The organism is Acidovorax sp. YS12 (genome assembly GCA_021496925.1).
In the GTDB taxonomy this organism is placed as follows: domain Bacteria; phylum Pseudomonadota; class Gammaproteobacteria; order Burkholderiales; family Burkholderiaceae_C; genus Paenacidovorax.
On record CP053915.1, the window covers coordinates 3891863 to 3912306 of the forward strand.

Here is a 20444-nt window from a genome sequence, read left to right on the forward strand (position 1 = left end):
GCGGGTGGTGCGCAGCGCCATGGAAAACGGGTCAGAAGCTTTCCCAGTCGTCCTGGCCGCCCGCGGCGGGCGCCGCCGGCTTCGGGGGCGTGGCAATGCGCGCCGCCGCGGGGGCGGGCGCTGCCTTGGCGGCGGGCGGGGGCAGGGGCTTGCTGGCCGGCTTGGCCGCCACCGGGCGCGGCGCGGGCGCGGGCGCCGGGCGCGCGCTGCGGCGGGTGGGCGCGGCGGCGTGGCTGGCGTAGGCCCCCACGTTGAACACCGACACCACCTGCGCCAGGCGCTGGGCCTGCTCGCTCATGGAGGCGGCGGCGGCGCTGGCCTGCTCGACCAGGGCGGCGTTCTGCTGCGTCATCTGGTCGAGGTTGGCCACCGCTTGGTTGACCTGGCCGATGCCGTCGCGCTGCTCGGTGGTGGAGGCGGTGATCTCGCCGATCAGGTCGCTCACGCGGCGCACGCTGTCGACGATCTCGCCCATGCTCTGCCCGGCCTGGCCGACCTGCTGCGAGCCCTGCTCGACGTTCTGCACACTGGTGGTGATGAGGCCCTTGATCTCCTTCGCGGCCTCGGCGCTGCGCTGCGCCAGGGTGCGCACCTCGCCCGCCACCACGGCGAAGCCCCGGCCCTGCTCGCCGGCGCGCGCGGCCTCGACGGCGGCGTTCAGCGCCAGGATGTTGGTCTGGAAGGCGATGCCGTCGATCACGCCGATGATGTCGCCGATCTTGCGGCTCGATTCGGTGATGTGCTCCATGCTCGCCACCACCTGCCCCACGACCTCGCCGCCGTGCTGCGCCGCCTGGGCTGCCTGGGCCGCGAGCTGGTTGGCCTGGCGCGCGGTGTCGGCCGATTGCGTCACCGTGGCCGTGAGTTCTTCCATGCTGGCCGCGGTTTCCTCCAGGTTGGCGGCGGTCTGCTCGGTGCGCGCCGACAGGTCGTGGTTGCCCGTGGCGATCTGGCCGGCGGCGGCGGAGACCGACTCCACGCCCGCGCGCACCTCGCCGACTACGGCGCGCAGCTTGGCGCCCATGGCCGAGAGCGCGCGCAGCAGGTGGCCGAGCTCGTCGCCGCGCTCGTCGTGCATGTCCTGGGTCAGGTCGCCGCCCTCGATGGCGTCCGCCAGGCCCACGGCGCGTTGCAGCGGCTCGGTGAGGGAGCGCACCAGCCAGGCCGACAGCGCCAGGGCGCCGAGCACGACCACGGCGCATACCGCCAGGCTGACCCAGAGCGCGCGCTGGCGCTGTTCCTGGGTGCGCTGCGCGGCCTCGTCGCGGCGGCGTTCCTGCAGCTGGATGAAGCTGTCCAGCTCGCCGACGTAGGCCGTCACCAGGGGCTGCAGCTTGTCGTTGACCAGGGCCGTGGCGGCGGCGCCATCGCCCTGGCCGCGCAGGGCCGCGGCCTGCCTGATGACCTCCAGTGCCTGGCTGCGCGCGGCACCGATGCGTTCGAGCTGCGCCTTGCCCTCGTCCGAGACCACCAGTTCCTTGACCTTGTTCTGCACCGTGGTGATGGCCTGGGTGCCGGCGCCCGATTCCTTCTCCATGCGCCCGGCCAGGGCCGTGTCGCTGGTGCCCATCTGGATCACGGCGCGGTGCGCATCGAGCGCCACCATACCCCGCCAGCGTACGGCGAGGTTGATGCGCTCTTCGCTGAGCTGCGCCGTGCGTGCGGCTTGGTCGCCAAGATCGAGCAGGTGCGACAGCAACCCGCCCATCAGAACCAGCAGCGCCAGCGTCAGCCCCAGGACCAGGGCCCATAGTTTGCGGCCCACCGATAAATGTTTGAAAAACATGGTTGTGAACTCCGTAGGAAATGGCCGTTCGTGCCGTGGCGCGGCCATGGCACCATGCTCTCACAATTGCCATGGACGCCGTCGGCTATAGTGCCCGCAGGAGATGGCGTTCCTCCCCTAACCACCGCGCTGCGCGCGGTTGATGACGCCTACAGACACCTGACCGCGGTCGGGGGCTGTAGGCGCTCGCGTCCGCTCTCCCGGCATCGGTCAGCCCGCTCACCTTGCGCCCCTGACCCATGCACAAATTCCGCATTTCCCTCGCACCGCTGCCGTACTGCGGCAAGTGGCTCGCCATCGCCTGCGCCGCCGCCGTTCTCGCGGGCAGCGCATCGGCCTTCTTCCTGCTCGCGCTCGACCGCGCCACGGACTGGCGCGTGGCCCATCCCGGCATCCTCTGGCTGCTGCCCCTGGCGGGGCTGGCGGTCGGGCTGGTGTACCACCGCGTCGGCCAGCCGGTGGACGGCGGCAACAACCTCCTCATCGACGAAATCCACGACCCCAGGACGGTCGTGCCCCTGCGCATGGTGCCGCTGGTGCTGGGGGGCACGGTGGCGTCGCACCTGTTCGGCGCCTCGGTGGGGCGCGAGGGCACGGCCGTACAGATGGGCGGCGCGCTGGCCGACCAGCTCACCCACGTGCTGCGCCTGCCGCGCGAGGACCGCCGCATCCTGCTGATGGCGGGCATGAGCGCGGGATTCGCCGCGGTGTTCGGCACGCCGCTGGCGGGTGCCGTCTTCGGGCTGGAGGTGCTGGCCATCGGCCGCATGCGCTACGACGCGCTGTTCCCCTGCGTGGTGGCCGCCATCGTGGCCGACCAGGTGTGCCTGGCCTGGGGCGTGCGGCACGCGCACTACGCCATCGGCGCGCTGCCGCCGTTCACGCCGTGGAACGTGGCGGCCATGGTCATCGCGGGCATCGCCTTCGGCCTCGCGGGCATGCTGTTCGCCGCGCTGGCGCACCGGCTCGGCGCGCTGGCCAAGCGCCGCATCGCCTGGCCGCCGCTGCGCCCGTTCGTCGGCGGCATCGCCATCGCGGCGGCGGTGTGGGCGCTGGACGGGCAGCGCTACATCGGCCTGGGCCTGCCGGACATCGCGCGTGCGTTCCACGAGCCCATGCGGCCGTGGGACTTCCTTGGCAAGCTGGGCTTCACGGTGGTTTCGCTGGGCGCGGGTTTCAAGGGCGGCGAGGTCACGCCGCTGTTCTACATCGGCGCCACGCTGGGCAACGCGCTGGCGCCGCTCCTGCACATGCCGTTCGCGCTGATGGCGGGCATCGGCTTCGTGGCGGTGTTCGCGGGCGCGGCCAACACGCCCATCGCCACCACGCTGATGGCGATGGAGCTGTTCGGCAGCGCCGCCGGCCCCTGGGCCGCCATCGGCTGCGTCACGGCCTACCTGTTCTCGGGGCACGCGGGCATCTACCGCGCCCAGCGCGTAGGCCACGCCAAGCATGGGTGCCACCCACCCGTGACGCCGCACGCAGGCCAGTCCCAGTACTCCGTTTCACCAAAACATTGACACGAAATCGTGCCTTGGTCCGCCATGCTGCGTTGCAAATCCTCGCGATATCTATGGCTATCGCTGCGGTTTGCGCCTTGCCTGACGAACCAATGCATCGATTTCATTTCGTCAACATTTTGATGAAACGGAGTACTAGGCGCAGCCCGGCACCGCCCCGGCCATGCCTGGCCTGTGCACGCGCACGCTCCAGGCCGCCAGCGCCAGCCCCACGGCCGTGAGGCCCGCGGCGGCCCAGCCCACCGCCAGCAGGCCCAGGCCCTGCGACAGCACCAGCCCGCCCACCCAGGCGCCGAGGGCGTTGCCGAGGTTGAAGGCCGCGATGTTGAGGCTCGACGCGAGGTTGGCGCCCCCGGCGCCGGCCTGCTGCAGCACGCGCATCTGCATCGGCGCCACGGTGGCGAAGGCCGCCGTGCCCAGCGCCACCACGTAGGCCATGGCCAGCGCCGCGTGGCCGAAGGCCCAGCGCCCGGCGGCGAGCACCACCGTCAGCGTGCCGATGCTGAGGAACAGCGCACGCACCACGCCCCGGTCGGCCAGCCTGCCGCCCAGCAGGTTGCCCGCTGCCAGGCCTGCGCCGAACAGCAGCAGCGTGAAGGCGACGAGGCCGTTGCCCATGTGCGTGACCTGCGTGAGCAGCGGCTCCACGTAGGTGTAGAGCGCGAACACGCCCGCGAAGCCGAATACCGTGATGAACAGGCCCAGCCACACCGGGCCGCGCGCGAGCACGGCCAGTTCCTCGCGCAGCGGCGCGGCGGCGGGCTGTTCCAGCCGCTGCGGCACGAAGGCCGCCAGGATGGCGAAGGCCAGCACCCCCACCACGGCCACCGCCGCGAACGCCATGCGCCAGCCCAGGTGCTGCCCGATCCACGCGCCCGCGGGCACGCCCAGCAGCGTGGCCAGCGTGAGGCCCGAGAACATCAGCGCGATGGCAGATGCCTTTTTCTCGGGCGGCACCAGGCCCGTGGCCACCACCGCGCCCACGCCGAAGAAGGTGCCGTGCGTGAGCGAGGTGAGCACGCGCGCCGCCATCAGCCAGCCGTAGCCGGGCGCGAACACGGCCGCCGCGTTGCCCGCGATGAAGACCAGCATCAGCGCCAGCAGCAGGCGCTTGCGCGGCCAGCCGCGCGTGAGCAGCGTGAGCACGGGCGCGCCCACGGCCACGCCGATGGCGTAGCCCGAGATCAGCGTGCCCGCCGTGGGGATGCCGATGCGCAGGTCCTCGCTCACTTGCGTGAGCAGGCCCATGATGATGAATTCCGTGGTGCCTATGCCAAAGGCGCCGGCCGCGAGGGCCAGGAGGGAGAGGGGCATGCGAAGTCCTTGCGATGGGGAATGCCTGGACTTTGGGGTGTGCCTTGTATTTTGTGTAGATGGAATAATGGAAACGTGCCTATTCCTCATGGGAACAAATGAACGCGCCGCCCCTAGCCGCCAGCCTCGACGCCAACCGCTCCGGCGAGCTGGAGCTGCTCGTGCTCGTGGCCGAGCGCGGCAGCCTCTCCGCCGCCGCGCGCCACCTGGGCGTATCGCCCTCGGCCATCAGCAAGACCATGTCGCGGCTTGAGGCGCGCCTGGGCGTGCAGCTGCTCCAGCGCAGCACGCGGCGCGTGCAGCTCACGGCCGAGGGCTCCCAGCTCTACGAGCGCGGCAAGCGCGTGCTGGCCGACCTGGACGAGATCGAGGCCGCCGTGGCTGCGCGCAGCGCGCCCCGGGGCGTGGTGCGCATCAGCGCCAGCACCTCCACCGGCCAGCGGCTGCTCGTGCCCCTGGTGCCGCGCCTGCTCGAAGCGCACCCGGGGCTGCAGCTGGACCTGCACTTCACCGACCGGGTGGTGGATCTGGCCGAGGCGGGCATCGACATCGCCATCCGCTGGGGCGAGCTGCCGCCGTCCGACATGGTGGCGCGCCTGCTGGGCCGCACGCGGCAGGTGATCGTGGGCGCGCCCGATTATTTGAAACGCCAGGGCCTGCCGCGCTACCCCGACGACCTGCGCCGCCACGTGCGCCTGGGCTGGAACTACCAGCGCGCCATTCCCCACTGGCCGTTCGACGTGGACGGCCGGCGCGTGGCGGTGGACATCGGCGAGGTGGTCCGCGTGAACGACGGCGATGTGATGCGCCAGCTCGCGCTGCAGGGCGTGGGCCTGGCCCGGCTTTCGCTCTACCACGCCTGGGACGACCTCGCGGCCGGGCGCCTTGCGGTGGTGCTGGAGGCGTTCAACACCGGCGTGCTCGAACCGATCCACGCAGTGTACCTGGGCCGGCCCGACCGCCTGCCGCCGCGCACGCGCGCGGTGCTCGACTTCCTGCAGGCGAACGTCGACCTGCGCTACGCGGAGCAGTGGCGCGGGAAGCGCGGGAAGCGCCCATGACCCCGCGCATCATCCACATCGAACCCGCCGCGCCGCCCAAGCCCGCGCGCGGCGCGCCGTGCAACGGCTGCGGCCTGTGCTGCCTGGCCGAACCGTGCCCGCTGGGCATGCTGCTGTCGCGCCGCCGCACGGGGGCGTGCGTGGCGCTGCAGTGGAACGCGGCAGCGCAGTGCTACCGCTGCGGCGCGCTGGCCGGTCCGGCTGGCAAGGGTGTGCGAGGCGTGGGGGGCGCCCTGTGGCACGCGCTGGCGCGGCGCTGGATTGGCGCCGGGCTGGGGTGCGACGCCGACCTGGCGGCCTTCCCGGCCGAGAATGCTCCTGAATAAGTAGCTGCTTGCGCTTGTCTGGTAAGCGCTGCAGCCTTATTTCAGGGTGAATTTCCGAGGGTGCGCGCGAACAAGTCCTTGGGCGCTCCGGCGCCTGGCACCAGGGCCACATCGCGCCCCAGCCCGCGCTCCTGCGCCAGTTGGTACACGTAGTCCAGGGCGGCGTGGTCTTCCAGCGCGAAGCCGACGGAGTCGAACAGCGTCACTTCCTCGGCGCACGTGCGCCCCGGGGCCTCGCCCGCCAGGATGCGCCACAGCTCGGTGACCGGGTGGTCCGCCGCGAGCTGCTGGATCTCGCCCTCGCGGCGGGTCTGCGGCGCGTACTCGACGACGACGCGCGCCGCGCGCACCACCTCGGGGGCCAGTTCGGTCTTGCCGGGGCTGTCGCCCCCCACGGCGTTGAGGTGCATGCCCGGCTCGACCAGCGCCGGGGTGAGCACCTGGGCCCGGCACAGGGCGGCCGTCGCGGTGGTCACGATGTCCGCGCCCTGCACCGCCTCCGGCATCGAGGCGGCGGCGCGCAGGCGCAGCGCCGGTGCCCAGGGCGCCAGGTTGGCGCGCAGCTTGGCCGTGGCGCCCGGGTCGGTGTCGAACAGGGCGATGTCGTCGATGCCCAGCAAGGCGTGGAATGCCAGCGCCTGGAACTCCCCCTGCGCCCCGTTGCCGATCAAGGCCATGCGCCGGCTGCCGGGCCGGGCCAGCAGCCGCGCCGCCAGGGCCGAGGTGGCGGCGGTGCGTAGCGCGGTGAGCAGCGTGGCCTCGGCCAGCATCAGCGGCATGCCCGTGGCCATGTCGGCGAGCACGCCGAATGCCATGACGGTGGGCAGGCCCTGGGCGGGGTTGCCAGGGTGGCCGTTGACGTACTTGAAGCTGTAGCGCGTGCCGTCGCAGACGGGCATCAGCTCGATGACGCCCTGCCCGCCGTGGTGGGCGAGGCGCGCCGACTTGGCGAACGCGGGCCAGCGGCGGAAGGCGTCCTCGATGCGTGCCGAGAGCCCGGCCAGGAAGGGTGCCGGGCCCACCTCGCGCACGAGCCGGGCCAGGCAGGGGAGGTCGATGAGCTGCGTCATGGCGTGCAGGAGGGGCTGAACCTGCCGCCATTGTGCGCCGCCGGCGCGGCGCGTGCCGTCAGGGCATGGAGGACACGAAGGCCACCAGCGCCTCGATGTCGTGGTCGGTGAGCAGCTTGGTGTTGGGCGTCATGATCGAGTTGGCGCGGGTGTTGGGGCCGTCGCGGTAGCGCTTGAGGGTGGAGCGCAGGTACTCGGTCTGCTGGCCGGCGATGCGGGCGATCTGGTCGTTGCCGCGGCCCATGTCGCCGTGGCAGCGGAAGCAGTTCTTGCCGAAGATGTCCTGGCCCTTGGCCGCCAGGGCCTTGTCGGCAGCGGGCTTGTGCACGACTTCCTGGGCCGAGTAGAACAGCACCATGCCGATCTTCTCGTCGCTGTTCATGGCGCGGATCATGCCTTCCATGAATTCGTAGCGGCGGCGTCCGTCGGCGAACTGGCGTACCTGCTCCAGCAGGTAGGCCGGGTTCTGGCCCGCCAGGTTGGGCACCGAGGGCTTGGTGCTGTTGCCCCCGTCGCCATGGCAGTTGGCGCACACGGCGGCCACCTTGCGGCCGACCTTGTACAGGTCGTCGGCCAGTTTCGGGTCGGCCATGGCCTCCTTGAAGCGCGTCTCGATATCCACCTTGTTCCGGCTGGACTGGGCCATTGCGGCAGGCTGCCATGCCAGGCAGGCCGTCAACGCCAGCACAAGAACTGCAGGGATACGCTTTGCCATGGTCAAACCCTTTTTTTGGAAAAGGTCATTCTAGGGGACATGCTGGCGCTCCGACGTAGCGCGCAGGCCACGAAGCCCGCGCGATGCCCCGGCTTGTCAGCCGTGCTTGACGGCGAGCAAGGCGCGCGCCAGTTCGGCAAAGCCCGCGCCGCGCGCGCCCTGCGTGACGTAGCGCGGCAGGTGCGCGAGCTGCGGCACGAAGCGCGCGATGTTGGCCACGCCGACGCTGTGCGGAAAGTGCTGGAACATGCGCTGGTCGTTGGTCGAGTCGCCGATGTAGACCCAGCCGTCGAGCTCCGCGTCGAGGTCGCGCCCCAGCAGTTCGCGCACGATCCAGCGCGCGCCCTCCAGCTTGTCGTGCGTGCCGTACCAGCCGTTGATGTGGATGCTGCTCACGGTGGCGTTCATGCCGGCGGCGCGCAGGAGCGCCACGCACTGGCCGATGCGCTCTTGTGGCAGCTGCGTGAATTCGCTGTGGTCGATGGCGATGTCGCACTCGCGCCCGGCCGAGTCGGCGGCGCGCCGCGCGCCGGGCACGGTGGCCTCGATATGGGCCAGTACCTGCTGCATGCGCGCGAAGTGGGCGGCGCGCGTGGCGGCGTTCTGTTGGTACAGTTTTGATAGCTGCCTGCGCTTGCCTGGCAAGGTCTGGAGGCTGTTTTTGCTTGAATCCTGTGCCGGCGGCAGCAGTGCCACCGCGCCGTTCTCGGCCACGATGGCGTCCACCGGCCAGGCCTGGGCGAAGGGTTCGCTCCAGCCCACGGGGCGGCCGGTGATGGGGATGACGTGCAGGCCCGCCGCCTTCAGCGCGCCCAGCGCCTGCAGCGCGTCGGCGGTGATGGCGCCGCCGGTGGTCAGCGTGTCGTCGATGTCGGTGAACACGCCGCGCAGGCGCGGCGGCCGCCACTGGGCCAGGGGCTGCATGGTCAGCTGCTGCTCAGCGACAGGCCCGCGTGCTCGCGCAGCGGATGGAAGTGGATCTTCGGAAAGCGCTCCTGCGCCAGCCGCACGTCATACGGGCTGGTGCACAGGTAGGCCAGGGTGTTGGCGGCGTCGTGCGCCATGCGCAGCGGGTAGGCATTCTCGAAGTCGCGCAGCTCGGCCGGGGTGTCGGCCGTGATCCAGCGCGCGCCGGTGTACTGGCAGCCTTCGAGGCGGATGTCGCAGTCGTACTCGGTCTTCAGGCGGTGCTGCACCACCTCGAACTGCAGCTGGCCCACGGCGCCCAGCAGCATGTTGCCGCCGGCATCGGGCTTGAAGACCTGGATCGCGCCTTCCTCGCCCAGCTCCATCAGGCCCTGCTGCAGCTGCTTGGAGCGCAGCGGGTTCTTCAGCACCACGGTCATGAACAGCTCGGGGGCGAAGAAGGGCAGGCCGGTGAACTGCAGCGCAGGCCCGTCGGTGATGGAGTCGCCCAGCTGCACGCCGCCGTGGATGGTGAAACCGATGATGTCGCCGGCATACGCCTCATCCACCGCCTCGCGCCGCTGGCTCATGAAGGTGACGACCGATGTGGGGCGCAGCTCCTTGCCGGTGCGCTGCACCTTCATCTTCATGCCCGGGGTGTATTTGCCGCTGGCCACGCGCACGAAGGCGATGCGGTCGCGGTGGTTGGCGTCCATGTTGGCCTGCACCTTGAACACCACGCCCGAGAAGCCCTTGTCCTCGGGGTGGATGGTTTTCTCCTCGCGCTGGCGGCCCGCCTCGGTGTAGGCGACGCGCGTGCCCGGCGGGGGCGACATGTCGACGACGGCGTTGAGCACTTCCTGCACGCCGAAGTTGTTCACGCCCGAGCCGAAGAACACCGGCGTGAGCCTGGCGGCCAGGAACTGCGCGTGGTTCCATTCGGTGGAGGCGCCCACGGCCAGCTCCATGCTGTCCAGGGCGTCGTCGAACGCCTGGCCGAAGCGCGCGCGCAGCTTGTCTTTTTCCGTCAGCGGGATGGTCTCGAAGTCTTCCGGGCGCTTCTCGCTGCCGGGCTGGAACACCGTCATGCTCTGCGTGCGCAGATCGATGATGCCGCCGAACGATTTGCCCTGGCCCACGGGCCAGGTGACGGGGCAGCAGGGCATGCCCAGCTCGCGCTCGACTTCGTCGAGGATGTCCAGCGGGTCGCGCACCTCGCGGTCCATCTTGTTGACGAAGGTGATGATGGGCGTGTCGCGCTGGCGGCAGACTTCGATCAGGCGGCGCGTCTGCGCTTCCACGCCGTTGGCGGCGTCGATCACCATCAGCGCCGAGTCCACGGCGGTGAGCACGCGGTAGGTGTCTTCGGAGAAGTCCTTGTGGCCGGGGGTGTCGAGCAGGTTGATGACGTGGCCGCGGTAGCCCATCTGCATCACCGAGCTGGCCACCGAGATGCCGCGCTGCTTCTCGATTTCCATCCAGTCGGAGGTGGCGTGGCGCGATGCCTTGCGGCCCTTGACGGCGCCGGCGATCTGGATCGCGCCCGAGAACAGCAGCAGCTTTTCCGTCAGCGTGGTCTTGCCCGCGTCGGGGTGGGAGATGATGGCGAAGGTGCGGCGGCGGCGGGTTTCGTCGAGGAAGGACACGGCAGGGGCTCCGGGGCGCGGCGCGGGCGGCCGCGCGCAGTAGGGCAAAGCCCGCGATTATCCCCGCTGGCCGCGCGCAGCTTGCGCGCCAGGCGCCGCCAGCCGATCACCACGCCCGTCAGGCTCAGCGCTGCGCCGCCCAGGCTCAGGGCGATCAGCAGGGCGTCCCACGCCGGGCGGCGCTGCAGCAGCGGCAGCCAGTCCCAGCTGTGCAGCAGGCCGAACAGCCAGCGGCTGGCGCGGCGGTGGCTGTCGAGCCGGCCCAGCACCGCGCCGGTGGCGGGGTCGATGTGCACCCAGGTGCCATGGGCGTCGCCGAACACGGCGCGCAGCACGGGCAGGGGTTTTTCGCCGCCGCCGGTCATGGTGTGTTCGGCGCGGTCGTAGTAGTACAGGTCGTACGCCTGCAGCGTCTCCAGCCGCGCCAGCGGCGCGTCCACCAGGCGGGCGGCCTGGGCGCGCAGGCGGGCGGCGTCCACGGTGGCGGGGCGGGCGGTGGCGGCGTCCAGCAGCCGGGGCGGGCCGCTGGCGCCATGGGCCTGCACCACGGTGTCGCCGAGTGTCGCGTCAACGGTCATATGCCGGTCTGCACTTGCCCTCGCATTGCCTCGCTGCGTTGCATCGCTTGCCCATGCGCTCGGCATGGGCTGCGCGCTGCGCCTTGCGCTGCAATCCGATGGCTGCGCGCAGCCTTCGACATCTGACCGTTGACGCGACACCGGGGTGCGCGTCCAGCGCAGCTCGCGCACGCCGGGGCCCGCGGCCTGCAGGAGCGCCTGCACGCGCGCCGCACCTTCGGCCAGCTGCAGCGGGCCGCCGTGCAGGGCCGTGGTGCGCAGTGCAGGGGCGCCGCTGTCGAAGATCTTCCACGGGTTCATGGACATGAGGCCGCTGAAGATCCAGGTGCCGGTGCTCAGGGCGAACAGCAGCCCGGCCACGTGGTGCCGGCGCATCACCGCGCCGGGGTAGGGCGTGCGCGCGCCGCTCCTGTAGCGCCCGGCGAAGCGCCAGCGCCACACGCCCGCCACGGTGCCGGTGAGCGCCAGGGCGATGCCCAGCAGGGCCAGGCCGTCCACGATGCCGGCCCACCAGGCGTCCAGCGCGCCGCCGCGCAGGGGGTAGAGCCAGTGGATCCAGGCGCCCAGGTAGTTCCATGCGCGCTCGCGGCGCGGGGCGTCGCGCACTACCTCGCCGGTCTGGCTGGAGACGTAGAGCACGGTGGCCGCTGCGTCGTGCAGTTGCAGCTTGTGCAGCGGGCGGTGCGCGTCCAGCGCGCGCGAGTGGGTGAAGGCGTCCTCGCCGATCTCGCCCAGGTACTGCGGCGGCTCCAGCGCGGCCGCGCCGGGCGGCATCTGCGCCTGGAACGCCAGGGCCGAGGCCAGGGCGCGCGCGGCGCCGGCGTGCGCCAGCCGCTCGCCGGTGGCGGCGTCGATCACCACTGTGCGGGCCGGGCCGTGCGCCGGCGCGGGGGTGGCGAGGTATACCGCCCGCCCGCCGCTGGCCGCCGCCAGGCGCAGCGCCTGCAGCGGGCCGTCCAGCCCGGCGGCGCGCAGGGCCTGCGCGGGCTCCAGCAGGCCGGTGGCGGGCAGCGGCGGCAGGTGGCGCAGGCGCTCGGCGGGCGTGAGCTTGGGGTAGCCCACGTACATCATCACCACGCCCGAGACAAACCACATGGCGAAGAACGCGCACAGCAGCACGCCCAGCCAGCGGTGCGCGAGGAAGAGCCAGCGTTTGGCGTGCGGCATGGCGCGGCTCAGAATGCGGTGTGCAGCGTCATGTCCAAAGTGCGCGGCGCGCCCAGGTAGACTTGGCCGGTGCGCGCCTCGGCGCCGTAGATGCGGTCGGTGGCGTTGCGCACGCGGCCGGTGAGCGTGGTGCCGGGCGTGATCTTCCAGGCCAGGCCCAGGTCGAGCAGGGTGTACGCGGGCCAGTACTGGGTGTTGGCCGCGTCGGCGTAGGTCTTGCCCACGTGGCGCACGCCGGCGCTGGCGGTGACGGCGGGGGCGATGGTGTACGAGAGCCACAGGTTGGCCACCGTCTGCGGGGTGAGCGTGGGCACCATGCCGGCCAGCGAAACCCCGCCCTGCATGAAGTCTTCATAGCGCGCGCGGGTGTGCATCAGGTTGCCCTGCACCTGCCAGCGCGCGCTCGGGCGCAGGCCCGCGGCCAGCTCCACGCCGCGCGAGGACTGTTCGCCCACCAGTTGGGTGACGCCTGGGTTGTTCGGGTCTTGCGAGGCGATGTTGCGCCGCCGGATGTCGAACACCGCCACCGTGGCGCTGCCCTTGCCGTCCCAGAAGTCGAGCTTGCTGCCCACCTCCAGTTGGCGGCCGGTGGTCAGTTCGCTGTTGGTGCGCACGTCGCCGAAGGTGGCGGTGGACAGCGAGCCCGACGGCGGGTCGGCCGCCGTGGCGGCCTGGGCGTACAGGTTGGCGCCGGGGGCAAGGTCCCACACCACGCCGATGCGCCCGGTGGTGGGCTGGTAGCTGCGGCTGAAGGTGGCTGGGTTGGCGGCGGTGACCTCGCGGCGGTTGACCAGGTCGAGCGCGATGCGCTCGTGCCGCAGCGCCGTGACCAGGCTCAGCGCGGGGGCGACGCGCGTGCGGTTTTCCAGGTACAGCGCGGTGGTGGTGGTCTTGTTGTCGCGGTCGGGCCGGAAGCCCGGGGCCATGCCCGGGATGTCGAAGAAATTCTCCGTGGTGAAACGGTACGGGTTCACTGTGCTCACCGTCAGGCCCAGGCTGTTGGGAAAGCGCGTTTGCCGGTTTACGCTCACGTCCAGGCCGAAGGCCCAGTCGCTGGCGCGCCCGGCCAGCGTGCCGCGGTACGTGCCTTCGATGCGGTCGCCCACCACGTCCTGGTCGTGCCGCTGCAGGTAGGCGCCGGTGCGCTCCACGGCGGTGTTGGCGGCGTCGAAGCGGTAGGTCTCGACGTTGCGGTAGTCGCGCAGCGCGTCGTACACGTAGAAGGTGTTGCGCAGCTGCAGCGCGCTGGACACGCGCCATTGCGCCACCGAGCGCAGCCACTGCACGCGGTGCGCGTACATGCCGTCGGCGCTGTTGTAGTTCTGGAAGCGCGTGCCTTCGTCGATGCGCTGCGCGCCGCCCCAGGGGTTGAGCACCGGCGTGCCCCAGTAGGGGCGGTCCACGTGGTCGTTCTGGTACTCGTAGGCCAGCAGGTGGGTGAAGCCCCCGCCTAGGTCGGACAGCAGCGAGGCGGCCAGCTGCGTGGACCGGGTGTGCGTGCCCTGCGTCCAGCTGCCGGCGTCGCGGTGGTTCAGGTCCAGGCGCGCGAAATGCGCCGGGCCGCCGCCGTCGGGCGTGCCGGCGATGCGGCGGTTCAGCCCCACCGAGGCCTCCTTGAAGCCGTACGAGCCCAGGCGCAGCTGCGCTTCGGTGAAGTCGCTGCGCTCGGCGGTCTTGGTGATGTAGTTGAGCGCGCCGCCCACGGCGCCGGAGCCGTACAGAAAGCTCGACGCCCCGCCGATGGCCTCCACGCGGTCGTAGATCCAGCTGTCCACGGCGCGGGTGGCGCTGCCGTAGTGCACGGTGATGCCGTTGTAGAGCTGCGTGACCGAGTTGCCGGTAAAGCCCCGGTAGCTGGCTGCCATCGAGCCGGGGGCGTTGTGCGCCGTCACGCCGGGAATGGCGCGCAGGATCTCCTGCGTGTCCTGCGCGCCCCGGGCGTCGATGGTGGCGCGGTCCACCACGGTGACGGAGGCGGGCGTTTCGCGTGCCGTCAGGCCCAGGCGGCTGCCGGTTTCCACCGGGGTGTCGAGCTGGAGCTTGCCGTTCGGCGCGGGGGCCGCGTCCACCACGTTCACGGTCTGCAGGGTGGCGGCGGCGTTGGCGGGGGGCGTCTGGGCCAGGGCGTGGTGGCTGGGCAGCAGCACGCAGGCGAGAGAGAAGAAGGGCAGGGCGCGCACGGCGCGGCCCGGGGAAGCAAAGGACATGGCGAATCCACGAAAGCGCATGCTGCGCCAGCAGCCGCCCGTATTGCGCGGGGCGGCGGCTGGCGGCAGGCAAAACAGGGGTGGCCGGGCCCGCCCGGCGGGGGGCGGAAGACCGTCCACGGACAGCCGCGCGCAGGGCACGGCGGGACGGACGGCACGCGCGGGTGCGCGTGCCTGCCGTTGTCAGGCGCGCAGTGGCGGGGGGCCGCGGGCGGGCAGGGGCGCCGCTGTGGCGGCGGCGATGCGGGCCGCTGGAATGGGCTGCAGCGCATGGGCCAGCGGCGCCGGGGCGGACAGGCCCAGCGCCGGGGCGGGCGGGGGCGCGCCCAGGGCGGCGCACAGGGGGCAGTCCATGCCCGTGGGGGCCAGCTCCGGCGTGCCGTCGTCCGTCGAGGCCACGAGCTTCAGGGTGCCCGCGCCGGAGCAGATGGTTTGCAGGCCCTGCGGGTTGACCCATGGCGCGGCAATGGCCACGCCGCACGACGCCATGAACCACGCCAGCACCCAAAGGCGCAAGGCGGTAAAGGTTCGCAGGGCGGACATGGGGGCGGATGATACAGGCGGCTTCCTCCGCCGCGCAGGGCGGCGGAAGAGTGCTATTTTGTTGATAGCTGGTTGCGCTTGCTGGTCAAGGGCTGGAGGCTGATTTTGATGTGAATCCGGCAGGCCCCGGATTCCACCCAATCCCCTTCATGCCTTCGGTGCATTCGGTGCATGCGGCAGGCTGTCGAACATCTGCTCCAGCCGCTCCACTTCCTGGTGCAGCTTGGCGTCGGCGCCCATGCGGGTTTCGATGGCGCGCACCAGCGGCATGATGAGCTGGCGGTAGGTGACCGAGAGCGAGAGCAGCGCCTCCACCATGCGCTGGTGCTGCGCCGCGTCGCTGTGCGTGTGCAGCGCCTGGGTGCTGGCCTGCAGCGCTTGCATGGCCTGGGCCGAGGCGTGCAGGCCGTCGCGCAACTGCGCCTGGGCCTGGGTGGTGCCGCTTTGCAGGTGGCGGGCCATCTCGGCCAGGGCGGCGAGCGCGGGCTCCAGCCGCTCCAGCACCGCCGTCTGGGCCTGTTGCGCGGGCGTGGCCGTGCCCAGGCGCTGGGCGATGGCGACCAGCGGGCGTGCCAGCAGCTCGGTGGTCTGGCGTGGCTGCAGCGCATCCACGCTGCGCGCGATGTCGAGCAGCCCGCGCGTCACGCGCACGCTGGGGTCGTCGTCGGCGCCGCCGAGCTTGCGCTGGCGCTGGAAGCTGTCGCTGATCTCGGCCCAGCGCGCGGCTTCGTCGGGCGTGGGGCGGCCGATGAGGTGGGCGAGCTGCAGCAGGTTTTCTTCCGCGCCCGTGGTCAGCGTCTGCGCCTCGCCCCGGTAGTGGTCGCGCAGCAGGGCGTCGAGTTCGCCGTCCTGCATCAGCGGTGTGACCTGGGGCGCGAGGCGCGCCATGTTGCGGTAGCTGCCTTGCAGGCGAAACGGTGGCGCCGTCCGGTAGCGGTCGTCCTGCGCGGCGGATTCGATGTAGGCGAGGTTGACCTTGAGCAGCACGTCGCGCACCTTGAACAGGCGGCGCAGCAGGTTCGTCAGCTCGTCCAGTTCGACGGCGCTGTAGGGGTGGGCGAAGGCGGTCGCGTCGATGGCCTCGCCCTGCGCCATGCGCACCAGCAACTGCACGTCCTTCGGCTCGCGCGAGGCCAGCGGCTGGGTGACGGGGTGGGCCGTCAGGCTGTTCTCGATGTACGACAGCGCAAACACCGCCTCGCGGCCCGAGAGCACGTCGCCCAGGTTGTAGATGTCGGCCCGGTTGGCCAGCATGTCGGGGATGCGGAACACGTCGCCCGACTCGGTGTACGGGTTGCCCGACATGACGATGGCGAAGCGCTTGCCGCGCATGTCCCAGGTGCGCGGCTGGCCCTGCCACACGCCCTCGATGCGGCGCGTGCCGTCGGCCAGGGCGATGAACTTCTGCAGGAACTCGGGGTGCGTGTGCTGGATGTCGTCCAGGTACAGCATCACGTTGCTGCCCATGGCGAGGCCGAGGTTGAGCTTTTCCAGCTCCTGCCGGGCGGCGCTGTTGGGGGCGGTGGAGGGGTCGATGCTGGTCACGCCGTGGCCGAGCGCGGGGCAGTTGATGCGCACGAACACCAGGCCCAGGCGGTTCGCCACGTATTCCATCAGCGTGGTCTTGCCGTAGCCGGGCGGGGAGATGAGCAGCAGCATGCCCATGCGGTCGGTGCGTGCGGCGTCGCCCGCCGCGCCCAACTGCTTGGCGAGGTTGTTGCCGACCAGGGGCAGGTACACCTCGTCGATGAGCCGGTTGCGCACGAAGGTGGCGAGCGGCTTGGCCTGGAACTGGGCGAGGTGCAGGCGGGCTTTTTCCTGCACCAGCAGTTCGTGGCGCAGGGCTTGCAGTTGCGTGAATCCCTGCACCGCGTGGCTGCGGTGGTGGCGCACGCGGCGGCGCAGGTCGTTGAGGTGAAAGGGCAGGGAGCCTTCGCGGATGCGCGGGTGTTCGCCGCGCAGGCCGTCGATGTTTGCGCTCAGTTGCACGTTGACGCGGCGGCGTGGGCCTTGGAAAGTGAGGGCGGTGGCGGCGTCGTCGATCCATTCAGTACCGCTGTCTTGCGACGTGGCGAAGGCGCGCAGCCAGCCGCGTGCGAGTCGCCAGCGCTCCAGCGGCTCGGCCGCTTGCAGGTCGCGCTGCCATGCACTGGCGAGGCCGCCGTGGTCCAGTGTGCGTTGCAGGGCGTGCAACAGGTCTTCGCCTGCGCCGCTGATAGCCCAATGCGGCGCATCTTCGGCCTGCGCGAGTTCGCGCACGAGGTAGGCAGCGGCTTCTTCGGCCAGGGTGTTGATGAGGGAGCCGTCCTGCGCATGGGCGCCCAGCGCCTCGGCGAGTTCGGGCAGCCATTCCTCGCCCAGCGCGGAGTGCTGCGTGAGGAACTGGCGCAGGCCCTGCGCGGCTTCCTGCTCCAGCGTTGCGCGCGCGGCGGTCTGCGCGAAGAGCTGGGCGATGTGCTGCGCGCTGCGGGCGCGGCGGGCCAGGGACTGGCGGCTTTCCTCGCGCAGGCCCTGGTGCCAGTAGAGCTGCGCCAGCGCGCGTTCGGCCGGGCCGTAGAGCAGCAGGCCCGCCGCCGCCTGGATGGGCGCGAGCACGCGCACGATGGCGAGGGCGTCGTCGTCGTGGATGCCGCGCTGGTAGCCCTCCTGGTAGCGGCTGGCGGCGAAGCGGCGCAGGCTTTCGAGCGGGGCGGTGGAGGCTTCGTCCTGCAACTGCACCAGCAGTTCGTCCCCGTCGGTATCGTCCAGCCATTCGGCGGCAAGGTATTCGGCGCGCGCAAGCTGTGGCGTTTCCGACACCAGCGCCTGTGGCCAGAACGGGCGCAGCGCTTCCAGCCGCGCATCGTGCGCGGGTGCGAGGTAGTCGGTGCCGGTGATCTGCCACGCGAGGCCGTCGCCATGCGCCACCAGCGTCAAATCGAGCGGCTGCTTGTTGACCGTGAAGGTGTGCGTGCCCAGCTTGATGCCACCCTGCGCGCCCGATGAGAGTTCACGCTGGTCGCGCACCGCGCGCACGGCCTGGTCGCGTGCGGTGGCAAGGCGCGTCGCAATGTCATCCGCCGCCACCGCCGCGCCCAGCTTGCGCAGCTCGGCCACCTGCTCGCGCAGCTTGGCGAGCATGGGGTCGGACGCGAAGTAGCTGTGGACCTGCGCGATTTCAGTGAGGCCCGCCACGCGGCGCGGCACGCCGTCGAGGATGCGGCCCGCCGCGTCGGCCAGGGCCTTGGCGCGGCGCTGCTGGGCTTCCACCAGGCTTTGGCGGCGGGCGGAGAGCGCTTCATAGACCGTCTCGCGCTGTGTGGCAATGTCGGCCAAAAACTCTTCCTGCTCGGCAAAGCGGCCTTCAATGTCCTCCAGTTGCGCCAGCAGGCGCGTCAGCGCTTCGTCGCACTTCTCGGGCGTGTCCGACAGCTCCAGCGCGTTCTCCACCGCCTGCCCGAACAGCTTGAACTGCGCGCCGAACTCGGCCCGCTGCTCCGCCGCGCCCAAACTGCGGCGGCGCGCACGCGCATCGGCGCGCAGGCGGTTGATGTCGGCGTACAGTAGCGCGATGCGGTCGAGGATGGCGGTGCGCTGCACCGCGTCGCCGCCGGGCAGGTTGCCCAGTTGTTCGCTCAGTAAATCCAGGCCCGCTGCCTCGGCGTCCAGGCTGCCCAACTGTTCCGCAATCTGGGTGGCGGTGGCCGCCTGCGGCAGCACGGCGGCCACGGCGGCCAGCGCTTTTTGCTGGCCGTCGAAGGCTTTTTCCTCAGCCAGGAACTGCATGGCGCGCTCGCCCACGCGGCGCTGCTCGGTGGCGAGCTGCTCGGCCATCGTGTCGATCAGGCCCAGGTCGGCATAGCGCAGCTCGCGCAGCAGTTGCAGTTCGCCCTGGCGCTGGCGCAGCTTGTCCAGCGCCTGCACGAAGTCGCCGGGGCCGCGCCACATCTGGCTGGCGATGGCGGTCATCAGCTCGCGCTGCTGGCCCTCGGCCTTGTGCAGGGCGCGGGCCGTGTCCTGGCGGATGCTTTCGACCTTCTCGAACTCGCCCAGCGTGGCCTGCGCGGCCTGGTCGATGGCGGCCAGGTCGGCGGCGGCGTTCTGCGCTTCGCCGGCGTCGAGCCAGAAGTAGGCGTCGCGCGCGCGCTGGCACTGGCGGATGAGGTCCTCGTACGCGGTGCGCGTGGGCACCTGCTCGCGCACGGCGCGGGCAATGGCCAGCAGGTCGGAGATGCCGCGCACCAGGTCGGCATTGCCCACGCGGGCGTAGAAGCCGGTGCCTGCGGGCTGGCGGCTGGCGTATTCCTCGGTGGCAAACGGCGTGCGCCAGAGCTGCATGGGGTGCACCCGCGTGGCCTCGCCGCGCGCGGCCTGGAAGACCAGCATGCGCCCGTCCGGGAAGGCGCTGTAGCCGTCGGCCAGGATGGGCGGCGACAGGGCCTTGTCGATCAGGTTGTAGGTGAAGATGGCGTAGCAGCCCGCATCCAGCGTGGCGGGACTGCCCTGCGGCGGCGGCTGCGTGCCGTAGAAGATGTAGGCCACGTCCTCGCCGTTGGGCGAGCGCTTCATGCGCGTGAAGCGCAGTTGGCCGGTCAGCTCGGGCGGCAGGTCGAAGCGCTTGTGCTCGCCCGATTGCAGGTAGTAGCCGCCGGGGAAGATGATGCCGTGGTCCTCGGGCAGCTGCATGCACGAGGCGCCGATGGCGTCGATGCGCGTGACCTGCTGCGTGCGCTGGTTGAAGACCAGGTAGCGTGTGGCGTTCTCGCGGTAGGGGCGCACCTGCAGCAGGATCAAGAGGCCCAGCCTGGCGTAGGCGATCTCGGCGTCGCCCAGGGCCTGGTTGGCATCGTCCACCGGTTCTTCGTAGATGCCCAGGCCGGTCTCGGTGTTGTTCTCGACCTTGATGGTGAGCGTGCCGCCGATGGTTTCGACGAACAGCGTGTCCAGCACGTTGATGTGCGGGTGCGCGCCGCCCACGTGGTGCTCGCGCGTGAGCGGCGTCCACGCGAAGTCGTGGCTGGGCGGCGGCATCAGGTCGCGCTCGCCCCGGTTGTCCACGTATTTCAGCGAGCCGTCGCTCTCGCGCTTCCAGCGGAACACGCGGATGTCCTGCGCCTGCTGGCCGATCTGGAAGGCCGCGAGCAGGAACTCCGGCGTGGGCCGCAGCAGTTGCAGCGTGGCCTGCTTGTAGTAGGTGTACAGCTCGTTGAAGTCGGCGGCAAAGCGCGGGTCGTCCAAAAAGCTGCCCGCCAGGGGCACCTGCACCAGTTCGTCGCTTTCGGGTGCGCCGTTGCCTTCGTGGTGCGCGAGTTCGTAGATGGCGAACACGTCCTCCACCCGCGTCTCGCGCCGCAGGCCCATGAACACGTTGTAGCCGAACAGCAGCCGGTTGCCGCCGATGTAGGCCAGGTCGCGCGCCACGCAGTTGTGCTCGGTGCGCGCGCGCAGGCGCATCAGCAACTGCTGGTCGCGCTGGCCGAACTGGCCGATGCGCGCGGCGTTGAGCGCCTGGGCCTTGGCGAGCAATGCGTCGCCCTGGGTTTCGAGGCGCTTTTTCAGCAGCTCGTAGCTGCTGCTTTCGGCCACGCTGGCGTCGATGGCGGGGTCGGGCGGGGTGGTCATGGCG

At 71.2% G+C, this 20444-nt stretch carries 12 protein-coding genes and 2 pseudogenes; 3 read left to right on the forward strand and 11 right to left on the reverse strand.

Features of this window, described 5'->3' with window-relative positions:
- Positions 1 to 31 precede the first annotated feature (31 nt).
- A complete protein-coding gene (locus YS110_17430) occupies positions 32 to 1786 on the reverse strand; it encodes a HAMP domain-containing protein (GenBank protein ID UJB66410.1) in 1755 nt (584 codons plus the stop codon).
- A 239-nt stretch (positions 1787 to 2025) separates the two neighbouring features.
- On the opposite strand from YS110_17430, the gene YS110_17435 reads away from it, so the two are divergent.
- A complete protein-coding gene (locus tag YS110_17435) occupies positions 2026 to 3306 on the forward strand; it encodes a voltage-gated chloride channel family protein (protein UJB66411.1) in 1281 nt (426 codons plus the stop codon).
- A 135-nt stretch (positions 3307 to 3441) separates the two neighbouring features.
- Here the strand turns inward: YS110_17435 and YS110_17440 are convergent, their stop codons facing one another.
- A complete protein-coding gene (locus YS110_17440) occupies positions 3442 to 4620 on the reverse strand; it encodes an MFS transporter (protein UJB66412.1) in 1179 nt (392 codons plus the stop codon).
- A 98-nt stretch (positions 4621 to 4718) separates the two neighbouring features.
- On the opposite strand from YS110_17440, the gene YS110_17445 reads away from it, so the two are divergent.
- A complete protein-coding gene (locus YS110_17445) occupies positions 4719 to 5681 on the forward strand; it encodes a LysR family transcriptional regulator (protein UJB66413.1) in 963 nt (320 codons plus the stop codon).
- Positions 5678 to 6007, forward strand: a complete 330-nt coding sequence (locus YS110_17450) for a hypothetical protein (GenBank protein ID UJB66414.1) — start codon at positions 5678 to 5680, stop codon at positions 6005 to 6007. Before YS110_17445 ends, YS110_17450 begins: the two co-directional genes overlap by 4 nt.
- Positions 6008 to 6048: 41 nt before the next feature.
- On the opposite strand, the gene YS110_17455 is transcribed toward YS110_17450, so the two are convergent.
- From YS110_17455 to YS110_17495, 9 genes and pseudogenes are all read right to left on the reverse strand, one after another.
- Positions 6049 to 7077 (reverse strand): ornithine cyclodeaminase, encoded by a 1029-nt coding sequence (locus YS110_17455; GenBank protein UJB66415.1) that lies wholly within the window; start codon positions 7075 to 7077, stop codon positions 6049 to 6051.
- Between the two features lie 58 nt (positions 7078 to 7135).
- Positions 7136 to 7792, reverse strand: coding sequence for a c-type cytochrome (locus YS110_17460; GenBank protein UJB66416.1), 657 nt, complete (start codon positions 7790 to 7792; stop codon positions 7136 to 7138).
- A gap of 96 nt (positions 7793 to 7888) precedes the next feature.
- Positions 7889 to 8716 carry an HAD-IIB family hydrolase gene (locus YS110_17465; GenBank protein UJB66417.1) on the reverse strand — a complete coding sequence of 276 codons (828 nt, stop codon included), beginning with the start codon at positions 8714 to 8716 and terminating at the stop codon, positions 7889 to 7891.
- 2 nt (positions 8717 to 8718) lie between these two features.
- Positions 8719 to 10344, reverse strand: a complete 1626-nt coding sequence (locus YS110_17470) for a peptide chain release factor 3 (protein UJB66418.1) — start codon at positions 10342 to 10344, stop codon at positions 8719 to 8721.
- A 77-nt stretch (positions 10345 to 10421) separates the two neighbouring features.
- Positions 10422 to 10874 (reverse strand): annotated as a pseudogene (locus YS110_17475) (PepSY domain-containing protein).
- Between the two features lie 192 nt (positions 10875 to 11066).
- Positions 11067 to 12089 (reverse strand): annotated as a pseudogene (locus YS110_17480) (PepSY domain-containing protein).
- 8 nt (positions 12090 to 12097) lie between these two features.
- Positions 12098 to 14296 carry a TonB-dependent receptor gene (locus tag YS110_17485; protein UJB66419.1) on the reverse strand — a complete coding sequence of 733 codons (2199 nt, stop codon included), beginning with the start codon at positions 14294 to 14296 and terminating at the stop codon, positions 12098 to 12100.
- 183 nt (positions 14297 to 14479) lie between these two features.
- The gene (locus YS110_17490; GenBank protein UJB66420.1) at positions 14480 to 14839 is read right to left on the reverse strand and encodes a hypothetical protein; all 360 of its coding nucleotides are present in this window, start codon (positions 14837 to 14839) and stop codon (positions 14480 to 14482) included.
- Between the two features lie 147 nt (positions 14840 to 14986).
- The gene (locus YS110_17495) at positions 14987 to 20440 is read right to left on the reverse strand and encodes a DNA repair ATPase (protein UJB66421.1); all 5454 of its coding nucleotides are present in this window, start codon (positions 20438 to 20440) and stop codon (positions 14987 to 14989) included.
- Between the last annotated feature and the right edge of the window lie 4 nt (positions 20441 to 20444).

Excerpts from the sequence above, each read along its gene's own strand:
- YS110_17430 (UJB66410.1), bottom strand. The coding sequence starts at position 1,786 with ATGTTTTTCAAACATTTATCGGTGGGCCGCAAACTATGGGCCCTGGTC.
- YS110_17435 (UJB66411.1), top strand. The coding sequence starts at position 2,026 with ATGCACAAATTCCGCATTTCCCTCGCACCGCTGCCGTACTGCGGCAAG.
- YS110_17440 (UJB66412.1), bottom strand. The coding sequence starts at position 4,620 with ATGCCCCTCTCCCTCCTGGCCCTCGCGGCCGGCGCCTTTGGCATAGGC.
- YS110_17445 (UJB66413.1), top strand. The coding sequence starts at position 4,719 with ATGAACGCGCCGCCCCTAGCCGCCAGCCTCGACGCCAACCGCTCCGGC.
- YS110_17450 (UJB66414.1), top strand. The coding sequence starts at position 5,678 with ATGACCCCGCGCATCATCCACATCGAACCCGCCGCGCCGCCCAAGCCC.
- YS110_17455 (UJB66415.1), bottom strand. The coding sequence starts at position 7,077 with ATGACGCAGCTCATCGACCTCCCCTGCCTGGCCCGGCTCGTGCGCGAG.
- YS110_17460 (UJB66416.1), bottom strand. The coding sequence starts at position 7,792 with ATGGCAAAGCGTATCCCTGCAGTTCTTGTGCTGGCGTTGACGGCCTGC.
- YS110_17465 (UJB66417.1), bottom strand. The coding sequence starts at position 8,716 with ATGCAGCCCCTGGCCCAGTGGCGGCCGCCGCGCCTGCGCGGCGTGTTC.
- YS110_17485 (UJB66419.1), bottom strand. The coding sequence starts at position 14,296 with ATGTCCTTTGCTTCCCCGGGCCGCGCCGTGCGCGCCCTGCCCTTCTTC.
- YS110_17490 (UJB66420.1), bottom strand. The coding sequence starts at position 14,839 with ATGTCCGCCCTGCGAACCTTTACCGCCTTGCGCCTTTGGGTGCTGGCG.
- YS110_17495 (UJB66421.1), bottom strand. The coding sequence starts at position 20,440 with ATGACCACCCCGCCCGACCCCGCCATCGACGCCAGCGTGGCCGAAAGC.